The organism is Butyrivibrio sp. AE2032, assembly GCF_000702965.1.
Map to the genome: position 1 here is coordinate 73356 of NZ_JNLF01000004.1, position 24862 is coordinate 98217.

Here is a 24862-nt window from a genome sequence, read left to right on the forward strand (position 1 = left end):
CTAAAGACATAAGAAGCCTTATCAGGATTCAGAGGAAGTCTTCCCTTTAGAAAGTTTATAGAGCTCTTCGGCGGCAAGTCTCGTCTTGGCAACGATGTCCCCTTCCTTCGGGAAGCAGAAATACAGGCAGTCGTTGGTACCGATGGAGACTATGTCGCCGATCTCATACCAGTAGTAATCCGAATTGACGCTGTAGGATGCGCCCGGAGACTGCTCGTAATGAAGCTTCCCGTCACAGCCGTCGAGAACAAAGCCGTTTACATCATGATGGAGTTTTCCGCTCCCCACCATGTACAGAGCTTTGGAGTCCTTTAATATCGCTATGTCGCAGTTTACATCGAGCTTGTAAGTTCCGTCCTCTATCTCTTTCTTGATCTGTTCCCTTTCCCAGGCGAACCAGTCAGGAATATGCGTGAACTTAGGCTCAACATTGATGCCATTGAGCCTGCCTAATGTATCGAGTTCATACTCGGCCCCACATTCCTCACACTTAAGGAGGATCCCCTTGCCTATGGTCTTCCCTTCCGTCATGCAGTGAGGACATTTATAGAGGATCCTGTTAAGGCCGTCAGCCCTGAAAGGCTCGTCTATCTCTATCTTGTTGTCCTGCTGCCACTTGAAATAATCGAGCGTGAATTCCCTGTCAAGGATCTCGTCTATCTGCCTTACTTTGGTATTTGCAAGTTCTTCCGGAGTAAACAGACACTTCATCACACAGGATACCTTCACGTCGCGCTTTTGCAGATTGTTATAGAGCGGATCTCTCGAAAAGGCACCGTAAGTGGTGATCATGACTACAGGGTGCTTGAGTTTTTTCAGGAGAACACCGAGTCTTCTCGGGATCCTGGTCCCCGTTCCGTCAAGCGAATAGCCGGCTTCAGGATACATAAGGACACTTGCTTTATTGACGTTTAAGGCATGGTCCATATCCGAAATAAGAGTCATGTCCGAAACGAATTTTCTCGTCGGAATGCATCCTAAGGATCTCATCAGTCCCTCTTTTCCGACAAGCGCGTCGGATGTGCAGACGATGCTGAACGGACGTCCCTTAAGGACTTCAAATGCAATTGAAAGATCGGTAAAGCTGCAGTGGTTCATGAGGATCATCCACGGACCGTCACCCGCTCTTTCCATATCCTTTTTCTCGCACGTGAAACCAGTTTTCTTAAGTTCGCCTCCGAGCGCGATCCTTGCGATCCCCGCAAGAAGTCCGGAAGGCTTTTTCGGCTTCTTATGTTCCCACGAAGGAAGCTTCATGACTTCTTCGTAATCCATTGTCTTTGTCTTTATCTTCATTATGATTCCCCTGGATGATTTCTTTTCAGAGATTATGCGTTTTGCATTTCTTCATTGAGTCCCAGACGCTCCTGATATGCCTGATAGATAAAACCCAGTAATTCCTTTGTCTCTCCCTTTATCATCGGCTCCATCTTCTTAAGAGCCTCTAAAGCTTCCTGACGCTTTCCCAGATGAAGATCGAATTCGGCTTCGATGTAATATCTTGCGTAATAACTCTTTGCAGCCTCTGAATCAAATGACAGGACTTTATTCAGATATTCCTGAGCCAGCTCATAGTTTCCCAGCAGCATGTAGTAAGTGTAATAGATCGTATAAGCAGAGAGTGTAAGGACCTCATTTTTCAATTTGGAATCGAGCAGAGGCTTGGCACGTTCAATGAGCTTTATGGCATTCTCCCTGTCGTTCAGTCCCCTGTACGTTTCAATATAACAGCCGTAGTACATGAGAGCCGAAAAACCGTAGTCGGCAAAGCGCATGGTCTTGCTCATAAAATCACTTTCATTAAGGAGCACAAGGAGCGAAAGAGCCTTGTCATATTCTCCTTTCATGTTGTGATAATCGGCGGTAAAAAGGACAAAATCCTTAAGATAAACAACGTCGATCTTCTCTCCGTTCCTGTATGCGTCTATGGCCTTTCCCGCAAGCTCGAAATACTTATCCGTATAGCCGTGCGTAAATACCTCTTTTCTGAATTCACTGTAGACCTTGCCGAAGGGTTTATTCTTCTCCCTCACGAGCAATATCTTTAATGTTACGGCCGCGACAGGAACCGCTGCTGCCAGTATGATCAGCAGAACGATAAGAAGATTAAACTCTGCATACCTGTGCACCGTCAGCGCAAGACCGCCTGCGATCACGACAATGAGAATATACAGAAGTCCGCCGGTCTTTAGATATATTTTTTTATCCATCAGGAATCTGTCCTTTCAATCTTCGATGCGATGACCAGAAAGTGAGGGCTGATGCCCATCATGGTCTCCTCATGCTCTGTAGACCTGATGATCTCGAGAAGGCGGCTGCGCCTTCCTTCATCTTCCCACTTTGAAGCAATATCGGGCGTGATCCAGGAACAGCCTTCCACGGCAACGCTTTCCGTGACTTCAAATCCGGCTTCCGTTACCTCATTCCTCAATCCGTCTATCGTGTGAAAATATGCATCAGAGATGATATACGGATATTCCTTCGGTTTGATATGCTCTCCCGTCGACATCTCACGCTTCAGCATGTTCATGTAGATGTCATCATCAATGAATTCATTGCCGTTACCGTATACGGACAGCGCCCATGTAGCAGAACTGAACTTCGATATTCCCGCAGCGACCAGAATGCCGCCTTCTTTAAGGACTCGGTTCGCTTCAGATAAAGTCTTCATCCGGTCTTCTCTTGTCAGCAGATGATACAGAGGTCCCATGAGAAGCACCATGTCGGCGCTGTTGTCCGGAAGCTCCAAAGAACGTGCGTCGCCTGTTTCAGCCTTATAGGGAACGGTCATATGCTCTTTCGCGTAATCCACGGCAACGGGCGCAAGCTCCACCAGAGTTACATCATGTCCCTTTTCTGCAAGCCATCCGGCATACTTGCCTATACCTCCGCCTATATCATAGATGTTAAGTTTTCCGTGAAGATATCTTTCTATTATCTCTTTTGATCTGTAGAACTCAACTACTCCGAGTCCGCGCTCAAGCCGTCCTATTTCGGCACCGCCGTTATAAAATTCATATACGTTATCAATGCTTTCCATGGTCATCCCCCTTTCGGACAATTATACCATTAAGGTACGGCCGTTCTCGATCTCATCAGACACGGCAAAAGAATAGGCACAACACCGCCGGTCCATGCCCTGTCGTATTGTTTGTTTTTCTTGCCGTTTCAGGACCAAAAACAGTCAATGCCTTTATTTTAGGGAATGATTTGACTAAAATACGCACATGCAAACAGGAAATGACACATCTTTCAGAAAGAAGCTCCTCTCACTGATACTCCCGATGACGCTGCAGAACTTCGTGTTCGCGCTCGTTCCGGTATCAGATGCCATCATGCTTCTTTTTCTGTCCCAGGAATCGATGGCAGCAGTATCTTTGGCAACCCAGGTTGTCCTCGTACTGACGCTATTTGTCATGTCCATAACCGCTGGCGGTTCAATGCTCGCTGCACAGTACTGGGGCAAGGGCGATACAGGCTCCATCGAGAAGGTCTTCGGCTACATGTTCACCCTGTCTCTGCCTGTAATGATCGTCTTCTTCGGATGCGCCATGTTCATGCCCGAAGGCGTAATGAGAGTATTCACCGATGTTCCGGAACTGATAGAGAACGGCGTGCCATACATCAGGATTGCTTCTTTCTCATATGTTTTCATGACTCTGGCATCCGTATTCGAGACACTCCTCAAGAACGTCGGTTTCGTCAAGCAGTGCACCATCGCGAGCGTGGTCATAGTCTTCCTTAACATAGTGCTCAACGCGGTATTTATCTTCGGTCTTCTCGGCGCTCCCGAGATGGGCATCGCCGGAGCCGCGCTCGCCACTGCTATAGCAAACGGAACGGGCTTTATCCTTTGTCTTATCTTCAACCTCAAGCTGACAAAGTTCAGGCTGAGAATAAAGAACATCTTTCACGTAGACAAGGACCTCCGCCAGAGGTTCTCCAAATACACCCTCCCCTACCTCCTGAACCAGCTCCTCTGGGGCTTCGGCTTCACCATGATCACGGTCATCATGGGACACCTCGGAACTGATGCGGCTACGGCAAACGGCATAGCTGCCATAGTAAAAGATCTCGTATCCTGTCTCTGCTTTGCCATAGCCGGCGGAAGCGTCATCGTCATAGGAAACGAACTCGGCGCAGGAAGGCTCGACACGGCAAAAGAATACGGAGACAAGCTCCTAAAGATAACAATAATCTCAGGAATAATACTGGGGGTCGTCGCGGCAGCTTCGGCTCCTGTGATACTGTATTTCGTGCATCTTACCGAGACAGCGGAACACTATCTGCTGATAATGCTCCTCATGTGCAGTTATTACATTCTGGGAAGATCCATCAACTCCACTCTGATAGGCGGCATCTTCTCCGCGGGCGGAGATACAAGATTCGGATTTATCTGCGACACACTGACGATGTGGGCATTCATCGTACCTTTCGGGTACCTCTCGGCATTCGTATTCAACTGGCCGGTAATGGTGGTCTACTTTATCCTGAACCTTGATGAGATCGTAAAGATCCCGGTAGTCATGCTTCACTACCGCAAATACAAATGGGTAAAGAACATCATCAACGAAGAGATGAAATAAACTCCGCGGATTACTTTACGGGAACGCTGAAATCGGAACGTTCCTTATTGCGGCCGTACTCCGTCTTCTCAAATGACTCGTAGAGCTGGATAATCTGGGGCTTGAGCGAGATAAAGATGCGTCCGAGGTGCGGATCGAAATGGTGACCCAGTTCCTGTCTGATTATCTCGAAAGCCTCATCGTAGGACATCGGTTCCTTGTAGTATCTGCGGCTGGCAAGAGCATCGAAAACGTCTGCCAAAGCCATTATCCTTGCCTCGAACGGGATGTTCTCGCCTCTTAACTTATCGGGATAACCCGTGCCGTTATACTTCTCGTGGTGATAGTGTGCGACATTTGCAGCTACCTTGACGAATTCCTTGTCATCAACATCGGCGAGGACCTTATTCATGATCTGGGCGCCGTATTCGGCATGTGTCTTCATCTTCTCATATTCATCATCGGTAAGTCCTGTCGGCTTCCTCAGGATGGCATCATCAACGGAGATCTTTCCGAGATCGTGGAGAGGTGCCGCGTAGATCACTGAATCCCAGTAATTCTCGCTCATGTTGTAATCGTCCAGCGTTCTCAGGTGTTCAACGAAAAGAGCCACACACTCTGATGTCCTGTTGATGTGACCGCCGGTGGAATTGTCGCGGGATTCGATCATGGCCGCCATTCCGAGGATGGTCGACATCTGCATCGACTTGGCCCTCTTTGTCTGTCTCTCGACCTCACGCTTTAAGGACTCGCCCCTGAAACTCATGGACTCGATCATGTTATGCTGGTCCGTATCGTCGATGATCTCAACGAGGTAGCCTGATACGTGATTCTCAAGACCGAAATGGATAAAGCTCATCTCACACTCGAGGAAACGCCTGTCGCTCGGGCTCCTGTCGTTGATGGTGATAGACTTCTTATAATTTCCCGTCGTCTTCTTTGCTTCAGAAGCTTCGGTAGCATTCTTTGTAACCCACTTCAGGAGATCCTTAAGCGCATAGTCCTTGGCGATGATCTTCGAATCGATCCTGGCTTCCTTTATCTCCGGGAAGAACTTCTCTGCCATGGGGTTGCTTCCGACATATCTGAACTTTCTGTCAAAAACAAGATAACCGTATGAGCTGAGCTCATCTATCTTTTCCTGAACACTCAGATTGACGTTATAGATCGTCGTTCTGGTAACGACATAATCGAGGACCAGGGAGTATACGAGGAACAGGAAAGGTATCATATCGTATTTGAGTTCGAAGAAACTCTTGCAGATGTAGATAACAACCGCACCGATCATAGAACCGGCATAAATCATCATCACTCTGAACGAAGCATTACGCTTGCCGAGATATGTAAGAATGGTGAAGAACCCTACCAGGCCCAGCTCGACCGCCAGTACGATAAACCTGATGTAGTAGATCGGACCGGGTTCCATTACGATCTCGGCCGGAGGGCCGCTGACCAAACGGGCCGTGGCATAATACATGGGAACCCTGTCTGTAACGATGACCGACAGGAATATGAATATATTCAGCGCCAGGATTATCGAAGAAAACCAGAAAGGAACCTTTGAACCCGAATAGTCAACAAGTATGTAAACAACCAGAAGAGGAAGAAATATGCCGCCTACATAGGCCAGTGCATTTGCAAGAAGCGCTTCATGGATATTGCGCGAACATGAAAGGACATAATATCCCACATTGCTCATCATTATGCAGACCGAGACGAGAATCTCAAGCGTGTTAGCGCCTCGCCTCGATAAGAGTACGAGCGCAAATGTAGAGATCATACTTGCCAGCATAACAACAGCCAGCACTATAGAATATGTACTCATGGTCACCCTGATCCAAGATATAATAAAGCACTTTACCATCAATATTTTACCGCATTTCGGTGCAAAGTGATATTATTTTTGTTAACTATAAAAAATAAACGGTTAACCGCAGGTAAAGAAACTGGAAAGGACCTAAATGCTTAAAGACGACGTTCTGAAGCTTATCTCAAGGGAGAGGAATTACATCTCCGGCGAGTCCATAAGCCGTACTCTCGGCGTATCACGCGCCGCAGTAAACACAGCCGTTAAATCACTGAGAGAAGACGGCTTCGATATTGTCTCATCCACCAACAAAGGTTATCTCCTCAAGAACAGACCGGACATCCTCGCCTGGGGAACCGTGGCAGCCGTCCTTCCCGACAGCCGGAGCACTGACATCCATGTTTTCGATTCTGTCGATTCGACAAACAATGTATTGAAAGACCTGGCTTCAAAGGGAGCCCCGTCAGGTACGGTTGTTATCGCCGACCAACAGACCGGAGGCAAAGGAAGGCGCGGAAGGAGCTTTGCATCTCCTTCAGGAGCAGGCATATACTTCTCCTACCTGCTTAGACCCGAAGCGGGTTTCGAAAAGATATCGGATCTTACGAGCTGGACGGCGGTCGCCGTTGCGGACGCGATCCGGAACACATACAGGATGGACGTAAGGATCAAGTGGGTAAACGATCTGATAATGAACAAAAAGAAGATCTGCGGGATCCTGACCGAGGTTTCCGGAGAGGGCGAGAGCGGCCTTATCGACACCTGCATTATCGGTATCGGCATCAACGTTAACGATGAACCGTCGGACTTTCCGCCCGAGATAGCGGACATAGCTACTTCGATCTCGATGGAGAACGGCGGTAAAAAGTTCCTGCGCCATGTTCTCGCAGCAGAACTTATCTATTCCATGGACAAACTCGCAGCAGAGTGGCCGTCATCCCCCTACTATCTCGAACGTTACCGCGAGCTCAATATCACCGCCGGAAGCAGGATCACGGCTTTCCCCCGCATGCTCGAAGACGGCGAAGGCCGCACCGGTAATGCCGTTGCCATAAACGATGACTTCTCACTGAAGGTGGAATTTGACGACGGTTCGGTTCAGGACTTAAGGAGCGGTGAAGTCAGCGTCAGGGGCCTTTACGGCTATACGTAACCTATACGCAGATATAGTCTTTTATCCTGTTGTATTTTGAGTCGCCTATCCCCGACACGTTCCTGATATCCTCTATCGTTTTGAACGGATTATTCTTCCGGTAATCCACGATCGCCTGCGCCGTCACGTCGCCTATACCCGGCAGGCTCTTCAGTTCTTCTGCTGTCGCCGTATTGATGTTGACCATCAGGGTATTCCCTTCTGATCCTGAAGAACCCTGACCGCCATCAGCACCCTGCGACGTCCCCCAGACATAAACTCCGTCCTGCCTTATGATGTCACCGCCTGTAAATCCATCCCTGATCTCATCCGCGGACGGGATATAGATCGACATGTTGCATTCGATCTGATAGACGAGATTGATGTAATCGGCTGACGCATTATCCGTAAGTCCTCCTGCATCCTCTATTATGCTGTTGAGCATGACTCCTTTAGGAGCTTCGTATATTCCGGGTCGGTTTATCTCGCCGCAGATATATACGCTTACTTTCTGTATGGTTACCGCAGTTTCATCAGCCGTCTCCAAAGCGCTCTCATACGCTGTCTCAGAGCCGACCGCTATCTCTGAAGCATATTTCTCATCCGTGCTTTCAGAAGCGAGCATGGCTGTTTTACCGCTCTTAAAGGCCGTAACGGGGACATCAGCGTTTCCTTTGAACACAAGCTTATATACGGCACTCAGGATAACTATCAGGATGAATGCCGCAGGATATATCATCTTTTTTATCTTGGCTGTAGTGCTCTTCTTCAACATAGTGAAAGCATAGCACCCCTGTTTGTCGGTTTTTACCGACAAAATACGACAAAACCGACAAGGATCAACCCTGCCGGTTTCGAACATTACTTTTAAATAAATTACTAGAACCCGCTCATCCGCGGATCAGTGATCATTCTTCCTTTTTCTTGGTCTCCCAGAACTTTTCGATGTTATAGTTCTCTCTTTCTTCCCTGCCCATGACATGTACTACGACATCCTTGTAGTCGAGAAGGATCCACTTGTCGCCGGAACGGCCCTCAATGTGATCGGGAACTATATCGAAGTCCTTTTTGAGCACAAACTCGACCTCGTCTGCAAGAGACTTGATCTGAGTCGTGGAATTACCGCTTGCGAGAACAAAATAATCTGCAAGAACGGTCTTTCCCGTCAGATCTATTGTCTCAATATCGATACCCTTCTTCGAATCGAGTATCTCGGTGATCTTAGCGGCTAATTCTTTGCTGTCCATGTATTTCTCCTTTTGTTTAGTGATATTTCAAGTATAGCATAATAAATGGCAACAGCGCTTGAGTTCACACTTATTTAGCATTCACGGCACTGTGCATTCTCTTCAGGTTACTTACATTCCCAGATCTTTCATCATCAGCTGAGTCAGAGGATGGATATCCCGGCCCTGCGAAACAAACTTGTCCCTTACTGCCGCTGCGGTCATGCGCATGGCACTGTCGAGGTCCTTTTCGGCGGCTGCCCTTATCGGTGAGAGATCGGTATAATTGCGTGCCGGCTCGATCTTATCGGCAAGATATACGATCTTCTCGAGCGTAGACATTCCGCCCTTTCCCGTTGTGTGGTAACAGATCGCGTCAAGTATCTCTTTATCCTTTATGCCAAACTGTTCGGAAGCGAACGTGGCGCCCGCGGGTGAATGAAGGAGCTTCTTCTCGGTGAAAAGGTCACCTGAATATTTCCTTGCAAGCGCAGACTGTTCTTCCAAAGGCAGTTCCTTTGCACAGTCGTGAAGTGCTCCGGCTATAAGTGCTTTATTCTTGTCACAACCGAACACGTCAGCCAGATGTGCCGAAAGATAACCGACATTGAGTGTATGCAGTAGGCGCTTTGCTCCGAGATAGTGATACATCCAGACGGCACTCTCATAGAACTGTTTCAAAGCATCTTCGGACACGCCTTCGAGTTTTGTGTTTTCAGTATATAGTGCGTGGAGCTTTATAAAGTCACGGGCTGGTTCCGGAACCATCGAAAAATCGCCTGAAGCCGTTATTCCTGAAGATGAGCAGTCAACACCGTCGAGCCTGAATATCTCAACCCTTCCTCCGAGATTCTTCCTGATGGAATCAGCGGCCTTATCGACATCGGTATCGTCACCGGGCCTTACCGCGGCAAGGAGCGAAGCGTAATTCAGGATCTCACCCGGCTTATACCATGTCTCGAAAGTCCCGAGCGTGTCAGAACCCATTATCCAAAAGAATTCATGATGCTCTTCGGCCTTCTTGCGCTTTACGCCGTTGGCTGTAAGGAAGCCCTGAATGTATTCATCGGAAGTGAGCTTTGCCAGGACGACTGCGGTGTAGCTTACGCCTTCGATGCCGTATTCCACATCACTTACGAAAACATTCTTGAGTTCCAGACCTTCCACGGTCTCCTTCATCATGTAGAGACGGTACGGGGGCGGAAGCTTGTTGGCATAGAGCTTAAAGGAATTGCGGACCGAAGGTATAACTATCACGCAATCGATAAATCCGCTCTTTAAAGCGGATTTGATCATTGCTATGTGGCCGTTATGCACTGGGTCGAAAGACCCGCCGTAAACGCCGATCCTCATTTATTATCCGAGTGTCCTTCCTATGTCGTGACGGAAGTGCATATCTTTGAAGCTGATCTTTGCAACGCCTTCGTATGCGCCGTCGATGGCCTCATCAAGCGTATCTGCTTCATCGTAAACACAGAGAACGCGTCCGCCGCTCGTAACAAGCTTGCCGTCCTTAAGAGCGGTGCCTGCCTGGAATACGATCTTGCCGCAGGTATCGATGCCTGTGATCTCGTAACCCTTTGCATAGCTCTGCGGATATCCGCCCGAAGCCATGACAACAACGCAGGAACACTTATTCTTCCACTTGAATTCGACCTGATCGAGAGTTCCGTCGATGCATGCATCAACTATATCGAGAAGACTGTTCTCGAGGAGCGGCAAAACAGCCTGTGCCTCAGGATCACCGAAACGTGCATTATACTCAACAACCTTCGGTCCTTCAGGTGTAAGCATAAGGCCGAAGTAGATAACACCCTTGAACGGTCTTCCCTCTTTTTTGAGTGCTTCGACAGTAGGTGTGATGATCTCATTCTGAATGCGTGCCTTAAGCTCATCAGTCATGTCAGCACCGGGAGTAACCGCGCCCATACCTCCTGTGTTAAGGCCTTCGTCGTGATCGTATGCTCTCTTATGGTCTCTTGAAGATACCATGGGAATGCAGGTGTTGCCGTCAGAGAAAGCAAGTACAGTAAGCTCGGGACCTGTCATGCATTCCTCGATGACGATCGTGGAGCCTGCATTGCCGAACTTCTTATCTTCCATCATGTCCTTAACGGCCTGCTTAGCCTCATCGAGGTTCTGTGCAATGATAACGCCCTTACCTAATGCAAGGCCGTCGCACTTGATAACGATAGGCATAGGCTGTGTCTCAAGGTAATCGAGAGCTTTCTGCTCATCTTCAAAGATCTCATACTTCGCAGTAGGGATCGAATACTTCTTCATGAGCTGCTTGGAGAAAGCCTTTGAGCCTTCGATTATCGCAGCGTTTGCCTTGGGGCCGAAGGCTCTGAGACCTGCTTCTTCCATCCTGTCGACCATACCGAGTGCGAGCGGATCGTCGGGAGCAACGAATACAAGATCAAACTGCTCTTTCTTCGCATACTCGACCATGGAATCCAGATCTGTAGCCTTTATATCAACGCATGTGGCGATAGAAGCAATGCCGCCGTTACCCGGAGCGCAGTAAAGATCAGTTACTCTGGGATCCTGCTTGAGCTTCCAGCAGATAACATGCTCTCTTCCACCGCCGCCAACTACTAAAACCTTCATATGTTATCCTCCGAATCTTTTCGACCTGATCACTTAAGATAGTGCATCCAGGAAGACGCCTCACTTGCACTTACGAGTGCGGCGATATCCTTGTGCTTTATTCCCTTGACGAGGATAGCCTCATCGGAAAGGACTTCACACTCATAACCTTCTGCCGCGCCGAGCACTTTGGCAGGAACATCAGCCCTGACAACGATGTCGGCAGAGATCTCGTCATAAGGTGTGATCTCAGCACGTTCTTCAGTCCATACGCGGTTCTCTGCGGGATTGCCGAGAGCTGCCTCGATGATATCTCCGCAGACTGCGGATGCCGTAGGCATCGTGCCTGCGCCCTGACCGTAGAACATAGCCTGTCCAAGGCTGTTGCCGTCTACCATTACAGCGTTGAACACGCCGTTGACGTTATAGAGCAGATTGCTCTTATCGACCAATGCCGGTGCAACATAAACGACAGGCTTGTCCTCTCCGCACTCATAAAGAGCGATGAGCTTGATATCACAGCCGATGGAAGAAGCAAACTTCATGTCGTCCACGGTGATCTTTGAGATGCCCTCAGCATTGATCGAATCAGGTGCGATATATTCACCGTCAGAAGCGATCGTTGAGAGTATGGATATCTTTCTCTGAGCGTCGATACCGTCGATGTCAGCTGAAGGATTTGCTTCCGCAAAGCCGTTGTCCTTAGCCTGCTGCAGTGCCGTATCGAAATCAATGCCCTCATCCTTCATCTGTGAGAGGATGTAGTTTGTGGTACCGTTTACGATGCCTGCGATCCTCGTAATCTTGTTTGCCGCAAGACACTTGTACAAAGGTCTGATTATCGGTATACCGCCGCCGACAGCTGCTTCGAACAGATAGCAGCAGTTATTCTCCTGAGCGATCTTAATAAGCTCGGGACCATGAGTCGATACGAGTTCCTTGTTTGAAGTAACAACGCTGATGCCCAGTGACAGAGCGCGCTTCGTGTATTCATAAGCTATCCTTGCGCCGCCTATTGTCTCTACCGCGATAAGAATGTCGCTTTCGAAAACCTCGTCAGCGTTATGTGTTACGAGAGAAGCGAACCTGCTCTCGGGGAAATCCCTGATATCAAGGATATACTTGACGTTGATCTCTTCGCCAACGCGCTTCGTGATCGCATCCTTATTGATGTCCAGCGTCTCGGCCACGCCTGATCCGACAGTACCGAAACCCATGATCGCAACATTGATTGCCATTTTACCTGTCCTAACCTTTCTTATTCCCTGCTCAGTATCATGCACTTGCGCACACCTGCGAGCTTAGAGATGTCGTTTATTATATCGTCAACGGTTCCGTACATTGACACTGTCTCAATGGAGATCGAGATGTCTGCAAGGCCGTTGATCGGGATATTCTGATTGATGGTCAGAATATTCGCGCGTGATTCCGCGATAGTTCGTATGATCTCTGACAGGATACCCTGGAAGTTCTCTACGGACAGAAGGAGCGTAACCTTCTTGCCGCTTGCTGCCTCATAGAACGGCAGGACGGAATCCTTGTACTTATAGTAAGCACTCCTTGAAAGCCCGGTCTTTCTGACCGCCTCGTTTACCGAAGTGGACTCTCCCGTGTTAAGACGCTGCTTTACCTCCATGACCTTGATGAAGACTTCAGGCAGTACTCTCTTGTCGACGAGGAAATATTCGGGGTTATCCTGGGGCATAAAGTCAAGACCTTTCATACAAGTTTAGCGCTGTCACTATACTTCCTGTGACGGACATTTGTACGCGCCTGACAATATTATCACGATTAAGAGGGCATTTCAACGAAAAAGGGGCTTAAATAAAGCATCGCACAGAAACCTTCGCGAAAACCGCGCAATAACGGCATGAACAAAGCAAAAAGCACTTGCACTTTTCCGTCACAAAACACACCGATTCCGTGACATCTTCATGCAATGCACAGTAAAGAGGCCGCCTCACATGAGTGAGACAGCCCCGTATGATACGATCAATTGATCCGCCGTAAACTTATGGATTCAGGCAGACACCGTTCGAATCGAAGATATAGATCTTGCTGCCTATCGTCTTCGTGCCGGTTACCATTGCGCCGGAGGAAGGATCAAGGTAATACCAACTGCTGCCAATTTGCAGCCACCCGGTGTGCATGATACCGTTATTTTTGAAATAATACCATTTACCACTGATCTTCTGCCATCCCGTTACCATTTTTCCGTCAGGAGCAAAGTAGTACCAGATGCCACCCATATCTTTCCAACCGGTAGTCATTACGCCTGAAGAGTCCATGAAATACTTCGCTCCGTTATACATGATCCAACCGACCTGCATAACGCCTTTATAATTGAAGCAATACCATTTGCCATTTTCTTCAAGCCAGCCGGTAAGCATGATTCCGTTATTTTGGAAATAATACCAATCACCATTGATCTTCTGCCATCCCGTTACCATCTTTCCGGAAGGATCGAAGTAGTACCAGATGCCACCCATATCTTTCCAACCGGTAGTCATTACGCCTGAGGAGTCCATGAAATACTTCGCTCCGTTATACATGATCCAACCGACCTGCATAACGCCTTTATAATTGAAGCAATACCATTTGCCATTTTCTTCAAGCCAACCGGTAAGCATGATGCCGTTTTTTTGGAAATAATACCAATCACCATTGATCTTCTGCCATCCCGTTACCATTTTTCCGTTAGTACCGAAGTAGTACCAGATGCCGCCCATATCTTTCCAACCGGTAACCATCTGACCTGAAGAGTTCAGGAAATACTTCGCGCCATTATCCATGATCCAACCGACAAGCATTTCACCTTTATCATTGAAGCAATACCATTTGCCATTTACATTAAGCCAACCGGTAACCAGATCATTGTTTAAGACATAGTACCAATTTCCCTGAATCATATTCCAACCTTCAGAAACGACAAGCAGAGAGCGGTCAATAGCCAACTGGTTCGAATTCGCATCCCGATAGTAAGCAGCAGTAGCAGGCAGCGCTGCCCATCCGGAATTTTCCCCTGATTCATAAGCAGATACCAGACTGGGACTATTATAGATATTTATCAACTTAAGGGGATTGGAATAACAAAGCAAACCATTTAGTTTTGTATTCTTACTGATATCCAAAGTGTCAAGCGAATTATTATTACAAACCAGGAATTTAAGATCTGCACACGCACTGATCAAAAGATTATCAATCTTGTTATCAGAGCAATTGATCTCGTATATATCCGTACAGTTACTGAAATCCAGGCTTGATAAGAGATTACTATTGCAGTAAAGATTGTACAGCGACTTTAACTTACTGATATCAAGATCTTTTATCTGATTATTGCTGCAGTCAAGGTATGTCAGATCAGTACACATACTGACATCGATTTCTGTCAGCTGGTTGCCGGCGCACCTGAGAGAATTCAGTGAAAGATTTTTGCTCACGTCGATGCTCGTAAGCTGGTTGTTGCTGACACGTAATTCTTTAAGAGCATCATTAGCTTTAATGTCGATGCTTGTAAAAAGATTGTTTTCGCACCATAAATATTGAAGCTCAGAATTTTTGCTTACATCGATATCATTAAGCTGGTTTCCGTTGAAACTGAGTTCAAACAGATCTTTACAATTGCCGACATCAAGACTTGTAAGCTGGTTGCTGTCACACATAATTATTGTCAATGCAGTATTATTGCTGACATTAAGGCTGGTCAGTTTGTTCTTACTGCAAGAAAGCTCTGTCAGGGCAGTACAGTCACCGATATCAAGACTTGTCAGCTGATTACCTTGGCATGAAAGCTTTGTCAGGGCAGTACAGTTGCTGACATTAAGGCTTGTCAGTTTGTTGTTGTAGCAAGCCAGGGATTGCAACGAAGTATTCTTGCTCACATCAAGACTTGTTAACTGATTGTTGTGACATTCCAGATAAACAAGAGATGGAAAATACTCAATACCCGTTAAGTCTGATATCACTTTGTCCGGTTTTGAAAAATAATTTGAAACATCAAGGCGTTTTACGCCGCTTACTTCCTTCTGAGCCAGAAAACCGTCTTTATCTTTGTCATAACCTTGAACAATGGTTCTGAAATTGTCATCAGGGAAATTGGTATCATCGATCTCTACGACAAAATCGGCATTAACAGCCTTTACTGCCCAAGGCAGATTGGATAATACCGAAAAGCCTACTGCAGCAGCAAACGCGCCCAGCATTATCTTGCCTGCGATCTGTTTAATTCTTCCGTTCGCCATTCTTTTACCTCTTTTTCCTTTCTTAAATTGCATATTTATGAATCCGTACTATGATAACATTTTCCGATCATCTGTCTTAACGTTTTTCTGAAGCCTGAATATCTTATCAAATTTCAGATCTCAGTATCTCTGCCATTGCTCTTGAAGCCTTGCCTCTGTGGCTGATGGAATTCTTCTGTTCCTTTGTCATCTGTGCGGTGGTCATGCCGAATTCGGGAACATAGAAGATAGGATCGTAACCAAAGCCGCCGTCACCTGCAGGTTTCTCATGGAGAACGCCGCAGACCTCTCCCCTGACCGTGAATTCGGATCCGTCGGGACGTACTACTGCGATGCTGCAAACGAACTTTGCGGTGCGCTCTTCTTCGGGAACGTCTTTAAGCATCTCGAAGATCTTTTTGAACTTCTCGGGATATGTGGAATCCTCGCCGCAGAATCTGGCGGAATAGATGCCGGGAGCGCCGTCAAGCGCATCGATGCAGAGGCCTGAATCGTCTGCCATGACATATGCGCCTTCGGTAAGTGCATGCACCGCTCTGGCCTTGATGAGAGCGTTTTCTTCAAACGTCTTGCCGTCTTCAACGATGTCCGGATCAAGACCTTCCTCGCGCATGGATACAACCTTGAAAGGCGTACCGTCCAATATCTCGCCGATCTCTCTTACCTTGTCCTTGTTAGAAGTGGCGAGGATAAGTTTCATTTCTTTGCTCATATAAGCCTCCATGCTTTTGGATACATATTTTTTGCTGTTGTTCCGTTGATCTTTGCAAAACCGAGCGGATAACTGCCAATTCCGGCAATTATCAGACCCGAATTCTTGATGCCGTCTTCCTGCGAAACAGATATCGTCTCGCCTCTTAAGTACTTAAGGAGCCTGTCATCGTCTCTTGAAAGAGCAAGATAAGAATCATCTCTTATGTCGTCTCTGCATAATGAGAGCGCGATGCTGTTTGACGGTTCGAAGACCGTCTTTCCCGACTTGAGCGGCTTGATGTCGCCTACGTAAAGGCCTGTCTTTACGACCTTAAGGCCTTTGAATATCCTCTCGTCAAATGTCATCTGGAATATGCCCGTTCCGTGTGTCACGAACCTGCCCTTTAAGAGTGATTCCTTTCCTTTGGCGGATAAGACTTCATCGAGAACGTTCATCGCAGCTTCGATGTTTCTGTCCCTGCGCTTTTCGTCACCGTCAGTAATAATATCTTTTGCAGATTTCAATTCCTGTTCCGCACCTTTGACGAGATGCACGCAGAAGTGTCCGTCACCTTTTGAGAGATGAGGCCATATCCTCATGGAACCGGGAAGCACGGAACCTTCCCCGCCGTGTGTAACCCCCTGTATCTCAGGATGCGGCTTCACATGGTATTCGGGATGTCTTTCGATGAAGCGTGCTATCTGATTCTCGTCTTCTTCCACGCAGAAAGTGCATGTGGAATAAACGATCGAGCCGCCGTCTTTTAAGCATTTGTGAGCAGCTTCCAGAATGGATTCCTGCAAAGGAACGCATACCTTGGGACCGTAGTTCATGTAGCTTTTGACCGCACCGCTGTCCCTTCTGAACATGCCTTCACCGGAGCACGGCGCATCGATGAGGATCTTGTCAAAGAAAAGCGGAAGTCTTTCAGCGATGTTTTCGGGCGTCTCGTTAAGGATGACAAGGCCCTTTATTCCTGAACGCTCGATGTTGCGGAGCAATGCCTTGGAGCGCTCGAAACTTATCTCGTTTGCGACCAGGAGGCCTTCACCTTTCATGTCTTCGCCCAGTCTGCATGCCTTGCCGCCTGGAGCCGCGCAGAGATCAAGTACGATCTCGCCTGGCTTTGCGGACATAACCTGTGCCGGGAGCATGGCGGAAGGCTCCTGCGGATAGTAGACTCCCGCATGATAAAGGGCTTCCCTGCCGCCCGATTCGTTCTTTGTATAGTAACCGCCGCTGCACCACGAAACGGGATCTGCGGTTTCTCCCAATTCTTCTAAAAGTATTCTTTCCTCTTCAACAGAAGATATCTTCGATCTCGAGAACCTGATACCTTTTAACGGCTCCTTGTCAAAGCTCTCATAGAAACCTTCCTCAGGCACAGAAGTCTGCTGAGAGAAGAATGAATCCATCTCGTTGATAAAGTCTTCGGGAAGATTCATCTTATCCTCACAGATTAAGGAATTCAGAGCACCTGTATGCCAGGGTCTTCATTACGTCGACTTTGAACGGGGATTCAAGTCCGGAGCGCTTGATGAGATTTAAGAAGGTGTCACTTCCGCCAAGCTGGCAGAGCGTGTTGTACTTCTCAAGTGCGACCTTGAGGTCAGTTCTGGATTCATCCCAGAGTTCCAGTGCGCAGATCTGGGAAAGACAATAATCGATGTAATAGAAAGGTGTCGTGAAGATGTGATCCTTCTTCATCCAGGCACCGCCCATCGCGTGGAAAGGCGTGTCTTCCTCATCGTATTTGATGAAGGGCTGATATGTCTCTTCAAGTTTCTTCCAGGCCTGATGGCGCTCTTCGGGCGTCATGTCAGGATTGTCGTAAACGATATGCTGGAACTCGTCGACCATACAGCCGTAAGGCAGGAACAAAAGCCCGTCTGTCATGTGAAGCTCGCAGTACTGCTCAGCGCGCTTGCCGTAGAAGATATCCATGAAAGGATATGACATGTATTCCATCGATGTGGAGTGGATCTCGCACGTCTCGAGCGTTGGAGACAGGCACTCAACGAAGGGTGAGGACTCTGCGCCGGCAAGCGCGGCATAAGCGTGTCCGCCCTCATGTATGACAGTCGCTACATCGTCAAAAGTGCCGTTGCCGTTCATGAAGATGAACGGTATGCAGTAATCCTCAAGATACATGCAGTAACCGCCCGTGGACTTGTTCTGGCGTGACAGGAGATCCGTATATCCGTGGTCGGTCAGGACATCGAAGAAGCTCGGCGTCGCACCGAACATAGTCCTGAAGAACTTGCCTGCCGCATCCTTATATGTTTCCTTGCTTACGACGGGGGCAGGATTGCCGTCGGCAAAAAGGCACGGAAGGTCGTGGAACATGAGTTCGTCGACCTTTAATCTTTCCTGCTGCAGTTTTCTTATCTGCGTTGTGAGCGGAACGATATATCTTTTGATGTTCTCTCTGAAGGAAGCAACGTCTTCCCTGTTGTAGTCGTAGCGCTCCATGCGCTTATAGCCGAGCTCGGTAAAACTGCTGTATCCGAGCTTCTTTGCAGCCGTCGTCCTGACCTTTACGAGGTCGTCGTAGATCTTGTCGTAAGTTTCTTTTCGCGACATGTAGTAGGAATCGAGAGCCGCATGAGCGCTGCGTCTGACGTTCCTGTCCGTCGATTCGAGATAAGGCTGGATGAGACTTAAGTTCAGAGTCTTCTTTCCGAGCGTGATCTCTGCTTCCGACTGCTTTTGAGCGTATTCGTTTTCGAGCCTGGATTCCTCTGTAAGGTCGTCTATAACCTCGCTCGAGATGATCTCACGCTGGTTCTTTGCCTTGCGGAAGATCATGGAGCCGTACTTGACCTTCAGTGAATCCGCACAGGGACACGTGAGAAGGCCCGAGAGGACAGCGGATGAGAGTTCCTGGACTCTGGCTCCCGCCTCGTCGAAGAACTCCATCTCCTTGTTGTAAAAATCGTTCGATGTGTCCAGGTCATGAAGTATCTGGCAGAGGGCGTACTGCGTATCGAAGGAACTGATGGCGATCTCATACTCGCCGAGGGCTTCATCTGCCGCCTCGAGAGTCTTGGCGGTCATGAGCCTGAGTCTTACGTTCCTTACGGTCTCCGTGAACTTGTCAATATCAGGTCTCGTGTAGTTAAGGTCCTTGAAATCCGGTACCGAACTGTTCGCTGTGTTATCCATGCCTTTACCTTTCTTGCTGTTTACATCTTCTCGACTACGCCGATGCCGAGCATATCAAGACCGGACTTAAGACAATAGCTTACGGCCTTGCAGAGCATGAGGCGTGCCTCCCTGCTCTCCTGCGTATCGGCGTTGATGATCCTCGAGTTATTGTAGAAACGGTTGAAGTTCCTTGCGATAAGGGAGATCTGGCGTGAGATCATGAAAGGCTCATAGCTCTCAGCTGCCTTCACGACCGCATCCTTGAAGTCAGCAAGGCTCCTGATGACCGCATATTCGTCTTCTGCGGTAAGCTTGGAAACCGCATCAACGGAAGCGTTAAAGCCCTGCTCTTCTGCCTTTCTCAGGATCGACTTGATCCTTGCATATGTGTAGATCAGGTAAGGCGCAGTATCGCCTTCGAAATCGAGCATGTCATCCCAGTCAAAGAGGATGTCCTTCTCTCTTCCGGCCTTAAGATATGTGTATGAGACTGCGCCGAGGCCGACTATCTCTGATACCTTGGCGATCTGCTCGTCCGTCATGTCACCGCCCCTGAGCTCACTGTTCTTTCTGATGATCTCAGCGGTCTTCTCAGTCGTCTTGTCAAGGAAATCGTCAAGCTTGATGATGTTGCCGGCACGGGTTGAGAAAGCCTCGACCACCTCATTGCCGTTCTCGTCCTTCTTGGGCTTGAACTTCAAAAGTCCGAAGCCAACGTGTACACAGTCATCGGCAAAGTCGTAGCCGGCCTTCTTAAGGACAGCGAAAACCTGCTTGAAGTGAAGCTGCTGCGGAAGTCCAACGACATAGATATTCTTGTAGAAATTGAATTCCTCATGTCTGTAGAGAACGGCGGCAAGGTCTCTGGAAGCATAGATCGTCGTACCGTCGCTCTTTACAACGAGGCACGGAGGAAGGCCCTCTTCATCGAGCTTTACTACCTTTGCGCCTTCGCTCTCTTCAAGGAGTCCCTTATCTTCGAGCATCTTAACAACACCCGGGATCATTGATGAATAGAAGGATTCGCCGTTATAGTTGTCGAACTTGATGCCCATTCTCTCATACGTCTTCTCGAAAACCTGGAGTGACAGATCCCTGAAGCGCTGCCAGAGAGCTACTTCCTCAGGTTCACCCTCTTCGAGCTTCCTGAAATTATCTCTTGCTGTGTCTTCGAGCTCCTTTTCGCGCTCTGAAGAGACCTTGCACTCGTCGTGGAACTTAACGTAGATCCTTGTAAGCTCGTCAATGGGGTTCTCCTGCATTGCTGCTTCGTCTCCCCAGAGCCTGTAAGCCGTGATGAGCTTGCCGAACTGTGTGCCGTAATCGCCCAGATGGTTGAACCTGATTACGTTATAGCCGAGCCTCGAATATATATTGGCAAGTGAATTACCTAAGATCGTCGTGAAAGCGTGGCCTACATGGAAAGGCTTGGCAATATTCGGGGATGAGAACTCGATGATTACATTCTTGCCCTCTCCGATGTTCCTGTTGCCGTACTGGTCACCCTGTTCAATGATCTCTGATACGACATTCCCGGCAAGGACACCCCTGTCGATCCTGAAATTGATGTAAGGACCGGCAGCATCGACCGTGACCGCACCGTCAAAACCCTTTACGAGGTCTTCTGAAGCCTTGAGCTCATTGGCGATCATGGGCGGAGCCTTATGAAGCGTCTTTGCGAGCACGAAGCACGGGAATGCATAGTCACCCATCTCGAGCTTCGGCGGTATTTCTATGAGGCCCAGTATCTGTTCTTTATCAAGGCCTGTGCATTCATGCAGATTGGAAGCGATCAAATCTTTGTAGTCCATAGTATTTTCTCCTTATAACAAGAGATTATGTTAACACATTTGGCCAACAGTGACGAGTAAATCGGCTCCATTTATTGAACTATTTCACATTTTTATTAGATTTATCCATAAGGTATAATGCAGATGTCGATCTAAACCTTATGAGCGAGGTTAATTTAATGTATTTTATCATCAAGATGGCTGTCGGACTGGTTGCCGGTTTTGCCATTACGCTTATACTTCTCAAGTTCCTTCCCGGCGAAAACATCCTTATGGGACATGACCGCGGACGCAAGTTCGCGCAGGGCGCCGAAGTAAATATCGGAAAACCTACCGGAGTAGGGTTCTATTTCACTCTGGTCTTCCTCATCCTGTCGGCCATACTCTGCTTCTTCATAAACCCCGTCACTTCCGGCAAGGGATTCTTTGAGAGCGGAAATGTCGTTACGGGCCTTGGCCTTGGCTTGTTTTGCATCTTTGCCGAGATGGTCACCGGCTGGCTTGATGACCGTTCGAAAAAGCCGTGGAACGAATATATCAAAGGCGCCCTCGACGTAGTGATCTCACTTATCGCTGCTTTCTTCTGCCTTCACTTCTTCGGCACGAGAGTCTATATCGCGATAACGGGCGCTTACATCGATATCCACCCCGTTCTCTTCTATATACTCTGCGTGATCCTCTTCATCGTATCCATCAATGCAACCAACGCTACGGACGGTATTGACGGTCTTTCCGGCACACTCTCCATACTCGCGGTATTCACGACATTCCTCATGGGCTTTATGGCAGAGTCTCTCTTTGACAGGAACTCGATAATACTTACCATCGTATTTATCGCTTCGCTCCTGGCTTATCTCATGTTCAACTTCAACCCTTCAAAGATGCTCATGGGCGACGCGGGTTCCAGATCGCTCGGACTCTTTATCGCCTTCTTCCTGGTCTACTGCAGGATACCGTTCCTTTACTTCATAGTAGGACTTCCGTTCCTCTGCGACGGCGGCATCTCGATCCTTAAGATCACCGTGGGAAGACTTACAAAGAAGAAGATCATTCTGTTCAAGAACATCATCACGCCTCTGCACGACGAGCTCAGGAAGAACAGAAAGTTCAGCGTCAAGCGCGTCTGGCTCGTTCTCGTGCTCGCCGCAGGCATGATCGACTTCTTATACGTCTTTGTATCCACTCTGCTGAGAGTTTCCGGAAAGGTCTGATCCGCTCACGGCTCTCCTTAAATATCGGATGAGGTTACATCTCCCTGATATATTTGGTCGTCCTGTCATTCAGATATCTGACAACATCGTCCAAAGACCGGTCGCCGGCATAATACGGAGCGACTTCTTCCATAACAAACCTAGTGATCTTCGGATCACCGTAATAGTATGTGGAGACCGTTGACATGCTGCTCAGGAAACTCCCTCGCATATCATCCGTTGCATATTTATCACCATATGCCCTTTCAACGCTCGGAGGCACCCTTATCATGCCGCTCTCCTTTGAACCAAGATACAGCTCAAATGCCTCGTTGTTGCGCAGCGTAAGGGTTTCGATGTTTCTGTTCATGATATCCCTGTTAGTTACGAGATTCCTGAATTCGCATACATCGTGATCGTAAGCGCTGCCCGAAAACAGATAATTAATAAACTTCCTGCAGCCGTCCTTCACATCGGTGGCCGCCGACACTGAAACAGTCTCAAGAGCAGTAAATCTGGGACCTGATGCATCAACCGAAGGTGTTCCGATAATGGCATAGTGTCCGTCCTGATCGTTGAGGATATGTACAAACTCCAGATAATCGGTGATCTTTAAATAACAGCATTCTCCTTTATGTCTGGAGTCAGAATCATATAAATACTCAACAGGCACACTATCGTCATCGTCATAAACGAAGTTTTCATTCGCATATTCCACTGCGGAACGGAACTGCTCTGTTCCGAAATCAACATCCTCACCTTCGATCGCACTCTTCGTATCTATGCATGAAAGGATAAAAGAGAGTTTGTCGCAATACAGCGAGTCAGGATAGTCATACGGTGAAAAGCCGTTAAGCTCCTCTTTTACCATCCTGTCGAAGTCTTCAAACGTTATTCCTTCCGCACCGTCTTTGAGCAGTTCTGTATTTATAACAAGCCCCTCCAGTTCCAGAGTTACCGGCAGGAAATAAAGTTTACCGTTGTACCTTCCGGCCTCGATGATATTGGCATATTGTTTATCCATGACCTCAGGATCAAGGAAATCAGTCAGATCCATAAAGACATCATCGCGCATCGCATAATTCTGCTGGATACCGATGACAAGGTCCGGAGCCTCGTCACCTTTCAAGTCCTGGATCATCTCATACATTTCCGTCTCTTTTTCGTCAGCATTCGGGACCATTCTTCCCAATGTGAATCCGCTCTTGTACTTATCCCATACCCTTATGAGATACCGGTCATCCGTCTTATTGAATTCATATACGGCTTTTGCCAGATAATCCGAGATTCCTTCAGAATAGACCGGCACAGCAATTTCTATGATCTCTTTTCCCGCATGAGGATTCTTTTCTGCCTTTTCGAGAACGGTAACATATTCATAGGTGTTCTGATCATCAATTCCGTAAGATACATTTACCTGGTCAAGTATGACTGTCCTTGTCTCGGTACAGCTCAGGATATAGGAATTGGTCAAAAGATAACTTGACCGCGTAGGATGGAAGAACGGCGTATACCAGTTAGTGTCGACCATTGTCACGGGAGTCATTGTTTCGGCATCTATCTTCATGACATTGCCGAGCGAATCGAGTTTGCACAGATTGCCTCTGTCCGTTGCCGTATATTCCGACAAGTCAACCGTCTTATCATCCGACTCGCCGGGACTTTTCTTGCTCTTGAGCTTTCCGCTATTGATATCGAATGCCAGGATGACGATATCGCCGTATTCATAGCCTGTGACATACAAAGAATCCGATGAAAGATCCAATGAAAAACCTTCAAAGAAATAATTGATGTTTACTGTCGAGGTATCAAGTTCACCGACAAGTTCCGAATCTTTGAACAATAAAAGCGAAAAAGAAACTTCCGCAGTTCCGGTACTGTTATTTAATGTCACAACGGCATAGTTGCCGATAATGTCTATAGCATAAACATCATTGTAGAAGGTGTTTCCCTTATTCAATATGTTCTTTATGTTCGATACCGTTCCTGTCTCAGTATCGATATCGATAAAGGCCTGGAACTGTTTTCCGGAAGAATTGAGGTAAACAGCTGCTTTTACGGTCTTTCCGTCAGGATCCGCACTTACAGAATAAATACTCTGAACACGGAAATCGTCAGGACAGGAGAGTTCCTTCCGCCCGAGCAGGTTTCCTTCAAGATCATAAGTATCAAGAACCGTTCTGCACGAACCCCAATGATCCTTTGACAAAGGATAGACGGAAAACACCCGGTCGCTGCCCGTACAGATCCCCGTATTCCCCAATTGTTCATATTGCCGTATGTCTTTTTCGATCTTGAACTTGGTCGAATCATACCACGGATCATCTTCTTTGACCGTATTGTTTCCTGTCTTTTCCGGGGAACAGGAAGCAAGCACCGGCAACAGCATAAAGACAGCCGTGGCAAATGCAATTAATCTTGTTTTCTTCATGATATTATCCCCACATTAAACTTCAACTCCAAATATAAGAGTTGCTTAAG

General features: G+C 47.8%; 19 protein-coding genes. 3 read left to right on the forward strand and 16 right to left on the reverse strand.

What is annotated here, in order from left to right; translation table 11 throughout:
• Positions 1–21: 21 nt before the first annotated feature.
• The 3 genes from BO18_RS14525 to BO18_RS14535 are packed head-to-tail and all read right to left on the reverse strand — an operon-like array spanning position 22 to position 3040.
• Complete coding sequence (locus tag BO18_RS14525; RefSeq protein ID WP_034447489.1) at positions 22–1296, reverse strand: hypothetical protein; 1275 nt, start codon at positions 1294–1296, stop codon at positions 22–24.
• A 32-nt stretch (positions 1297–1328) separates the two neighbouring features.
• A complete protein-coding gene (locus tag BO18_RS14530) occupies positions 1329–2210 on the reverse strand; it encodes a hypothetical protein (protein WP_034447490.1) in 882 nt (293 codons plus the stop codon).
• Positions 2210–3040, reverse strand: coding sequence for a class I SAM-dependent methyltransferase (locus BO18_RS14535; protein WP_051688784.1), 831 nt, complete (start codon positions 3038–3040; stop codon positions 2210–2212). The genes BO18_RS14530 and BO18_RS14535 overlap by 1 nt, the downstream gene beginning before the upstream one ends.
• Before the next feature lie 187 nt (positions 3041–3227).
• On the opposite strand from BO18_RS14535, the gene BO18_RS14540 reads away from it, so the two are divergent.
• On the forward strand, positions 3228–4586 hold the full coding sequence (locus BO18_RS14540) for an MATE family efflux transporter (protein WP_034447494.1): 1359 nt from the start codon (positions 3228–3230) through the stop codon (positions 4584–4586).
• A gap of 10 nt (positions 4587–4596) precedes the next feature.
• On the opposite strand, the gene BO18_RS32845 is transcribed toward BO18_RS14540, so the two are convergent.
• Positions 4597–6390: an HD domain-containing phosphohydrolase gene (locus BO18_RS32845; RefSeq protein ID WP_185752469.1), complete on the reverse strand. Its 1794-nt coding sequence runs from the start codon at positions 6388–6390 to the stop codon at positions 4597–4599.
• A 136-nt stretch (positions 6391–6526) separates the two neighbouring features.
• Here BO18_RS32845 and BO18_RS14550 point away from each other — a divergent pair, with 136 nt between their 5' ends.
• Positions 6527–7525 carry a biotin--[acetyl-CoA-carboxylase] ligase gene (locus BO18_RS14550; protein ID WP_034447497.1) on the forward strand — a complete coding sequence of 333 codons (999 nt, stop codon included), beginning with the start codon at positions 6527–6529 and terminating at the stop codon, positions 7523–7525.
• A 1-nt stretch (position 7526) separates the two neighbouring features.
• Here the strand turns inward: BO18_RS14550 and BO18_RS32850 are convergent, their stop codons facing one another.
• The 11 genes from BO18_RS32850 to argS all read right to left on the reverse strand — a co-directional run bounded on the left by BO18_RS32850 (position 7527) and on the right by argS (position 21212).
• Positions 7527–8279 carry a ComEA family DNA-binding protein gene (locus tag BO18_RS32850; protein WP_051688786.1) on the reverse strand — a complete coding sequence of 251 codons (753 nt, stop codon included), beginning with the start codon at positions 8277–8279 and terminating at the stop codon, positions 7527–7529.
• A gap of 133 nt (positions 8280–8412) precedes the next feature.
• Complete coding sequence (gene rsfS / locus BO18_RS14560; protein WP_034447499.1) at positions 8413–8751, reverse strand: ribosome silencing factor; 339 nt, start codon at positions 8749–8751, stop codon at positions 8413–8415.
• A gap of 111 nt (positions 8752–8862) precedes the next feature.
• Positions 8863–10083, reverse strand: a complete 1221-nt coding sequence (yqeK, locus tag BO18_RS32855; protein ID WP_051688787.1) for a bis(5'-nucleosyl)-tetraphosphatase (symmetrical) YqeK — start codon at positions 10081–10083, stop codon at positions 8863–8865.
• Positions 10084–10086: 3 nt separating this feature from the next.
• Positions 10087–11340 (reverse strand): phosphoribosylamine--glycine ligase, encoded by a 1254-nt coding sequence (gene purD / locus BO18_RS14570; protein ID WP_034447501.1) that lies wholly within the window; start codon positions 11338–11340, stop codon positions 10087–10089.
• A 29-nt stretch (positions 11341–11369) separates the two neighbouring features.
• Positions 11370–12557 (reverse strand): homoserine dehydrogenase, encoded by a 1188-nt coding sequence (locus BO18_RS14575; RefSeq protein ID WP_081861122.1) that lies wholly within the window; start codon positions 12555–12557, stop codon positions 11370–11372.
• 20 nt (positions 12558–12577) lie between these two features.
• Positions 12578–13024 (reverse strand): ACT domain-containing protein, encoded by a 447-nt coding sequence (locus BO18_RS14580; protein WP_028507358.1) that lies wholly within the window; start codon positions 13022–13024, stop codon positions 12578–12580.
• Positions 13025–13331: 307 nt separating this feature from the next.
• On the reverse strand, positions 13332–15560 hold the full coding sequence (locus tag BO18_RS32860) for a leucine-rich repeat domain-containing protein (protein ID WP_051688789.1): 2229 nt from the start codon (positions 15558–15560) through the stop codon (positions 13332–13334).
• Positions 15561–15666: 106 nt separating this feature from the next.
• On the reverse strand, positions 15667–16272 hold the full coding sequence (locus BO18_RS14590) for an XTP/dITP diphosphatase (protein WP_034447503.1): 606 nt from the start codon (positions 16270–16272) through the stop codon (positions 15667–15669).
• Positions 16269–17699 carry an RsmF rRNA methyltransferase first C-terminal domain-containing protein gene (locus BO18_RS14595; RefSeq protein ID WP_034447505.1) on the reverse strand — a complete coding sequence of 477 codons (1431 nt, stop codon included), beginning with the start codon at positions 17697–17699 and terminating at the stop codon, positions 16269–16271. The genes BO18_RS14590 and BO18_RS14595 overlap by 4 nt, the downstream gene beginning before the upstream one ends.
• A gap of 7 nt (positions 17700–17706) precedes the next feature.
• Positions 17707–19419 carry a M3 family oligoendopeptidase gene (locus BO18_RS14600; protein ID WP_051688790.1) on the reverse strand — a complete coding sequence of 571 codons (1713 nt, stop codon included), beginning with the start codon at positions 19417–19419 and terminating at the stop codon, positions 17707–17709.
• Between the two features lie 20 nt (positions 19420–19439).
• On the reverse strand, positions 19440–21212 hold the full coding sequence (gene argS / locus BO18_RS14605; protein ID WP_034447508.1) for an arginine--tRNA ligase: 1773 nt from the start codon (positions 21210–21212) through the stop codon (positions 19440–19442).
• Positions 21213–21370: 158 nt separating this feature from the next.
• Here argS and BO18_RS14610 point away from each other — a divergent pair, with 158 nt between their 5' ends.
• Positions 21371–22402 carry a hypothetical protein gene (locus BO18_RS14610; protein WP_051688791.1) on the forward strand — a complete coding sequence of 344 codons (1032 nt, stop codon included), beginning with the start codon at positions 21371–21373 and terminating at the stop codon, positions 22400–22402.
• 34 nt (positions 22403–22436) lie between these two features.
• On the opposite strand, the gene BO18_RS14615 is transcribed toward BO18_RS14610, so the two are convergent.
• Positions 22437–24812 (reverse strand): extracellular solute-binding protein, encoded by a 2376-nt coding sequence (locus tag BO18_RS14615; RefSeq protein WP_034447510.1) that lies wholly within the window; start codon positions 24810–24812, stop codon positions 22437–22439.
• Positions 24813–24862 lie beyond the last annotated feature (50 nt).

Bases quoted from the DNA above. Each gene is read 5' to 3' on its own strand.
- BO18_RS14525 (WP_034447489.1), bottom strand. From the start codon at position 1,296: ATGAAGATAAAGACAAAGACAATGGATTACGAAGAAGTCATGAAGCTT.
- BO18_RS14530 (WP_034447490.1), bottom strand. From the start codon at position 2,210: ATGGATAAAAAAATATATCTAAAGACCGGCGGACTTCTGTATATTCTC.
- BO18_RS14535 (WP_051688784.1), bottom strand. From the start codon at position 3,040: ATGGAAAGCATTGATAACGTATATGAATTTTATAACGGCGGTGCCGAA.
- BO18_RS14540 (WP_034447494.1), top strand. From the start codon at position 3,228: ATGCAAACAGGAAATGACACATCTTTCAGAAAGAAGCTCCTCTCACTG.
- BO18_RS32845 (WP_185752469.1), bottom strand. From the start codon at position 6,390: ATGAGTACATATTCTATAGTGCTGGCTGTTGTTATGCTGGCAAGTATG.
- BO18_RS14550 (WP_034447497.1), top strand. From the start codon at position 6,527: ATGCTTAAAGACGACGTTCTGAAGCTTATCTCAAGGGAGAGGAATTAC.
- BO18_RS32850 (WP_051688786.1), bottom strand. From the start codon at position 8,279: ATGTTGAAGAAGAGCACTACAGCCAAGATAAAAAAGATGATATATCCT.
- rsfS (WP_034447499.1), bottom strand. From the start codon at position 8,751: ATGGACAGCAAAGAATTAGCCGCTAAGATCACCGAGATACTCGATTCG.
- yqeK (WP_051688787.1), bottom strand. From the start codon at position 10,083: ATGAGGATCGGCGTTTACGGCGGGTCTTTCGACCCAGTGCATAACGGC.
- purD (WP_034447501.1), bottom strand. From the start codon at position 11,340: ATGAAGGTTTTAGTAGTTGGCGGCGGTGGAAGAGAGCATGTTATCTGC.
- BO18_RS14575 (WP_081861122.1), bottom strand. From the start codon at position 12,557: ATGGCAATCAATGTTGCGATCATGGGTTTCGGTACTGTCGGATCAGGC.
- BO18_RS14580 (WP_028507358.1), bottom strand. From the start codon at position 13,024: ATGCCCCAGGATAACCCCGAATATTTCCTCGTCGACAAGAGAGTACTG.
- BO18_RS32860 (WP_051688789.1), bottom strand. From the start codon at position 15,560: ATGGCGAACGGAAGAATTAAACAGATCGCAGGCAAGATAATGCTGGGC.
- BO18_RS14590 (WP_034447503.1), bottom strand. From the start codon at position 16,272: ATGAGCAAAGAAATGAAACTTATCCTCGCCACTTCTAACAAGGACAAG.
- BO18_RS14595 (WP_034447505.1), bottom strand. From the start codon at position 17,699: ATGAATCTTCCCGAAGACTTTATCAACGAGATGGATTCATTCTTCTCT.
- BO18_RS14600 (WP_051688790.1), bottom strand. From the start codon at position 19,419: ATGGATAACACAGCGAACAGTTCGGTACCGGATTTCAAGGACCTTAAC.
- argS (WP_034447508.1), bottom strand. From the start codon at position 21,212: ATGGACTACAAAGATTTGATCGCTTCCAATCTGCATGAATGCACAGGC.
- BO18_RS14610 (WP_051688791.1), top strand. From the start codon at position 21,371: ATGTATTTTATCATCAAGATGGCTGTCGGACTGGTTGCCGGTTTTGCC.
- BO18_RS14615 (WP_034447510.1), bottom strand. From the start codon at position 24,812: ATGAAGAAAACAAGATTAATTGCATTTGCCACGGCTGTCTTTATGCTG.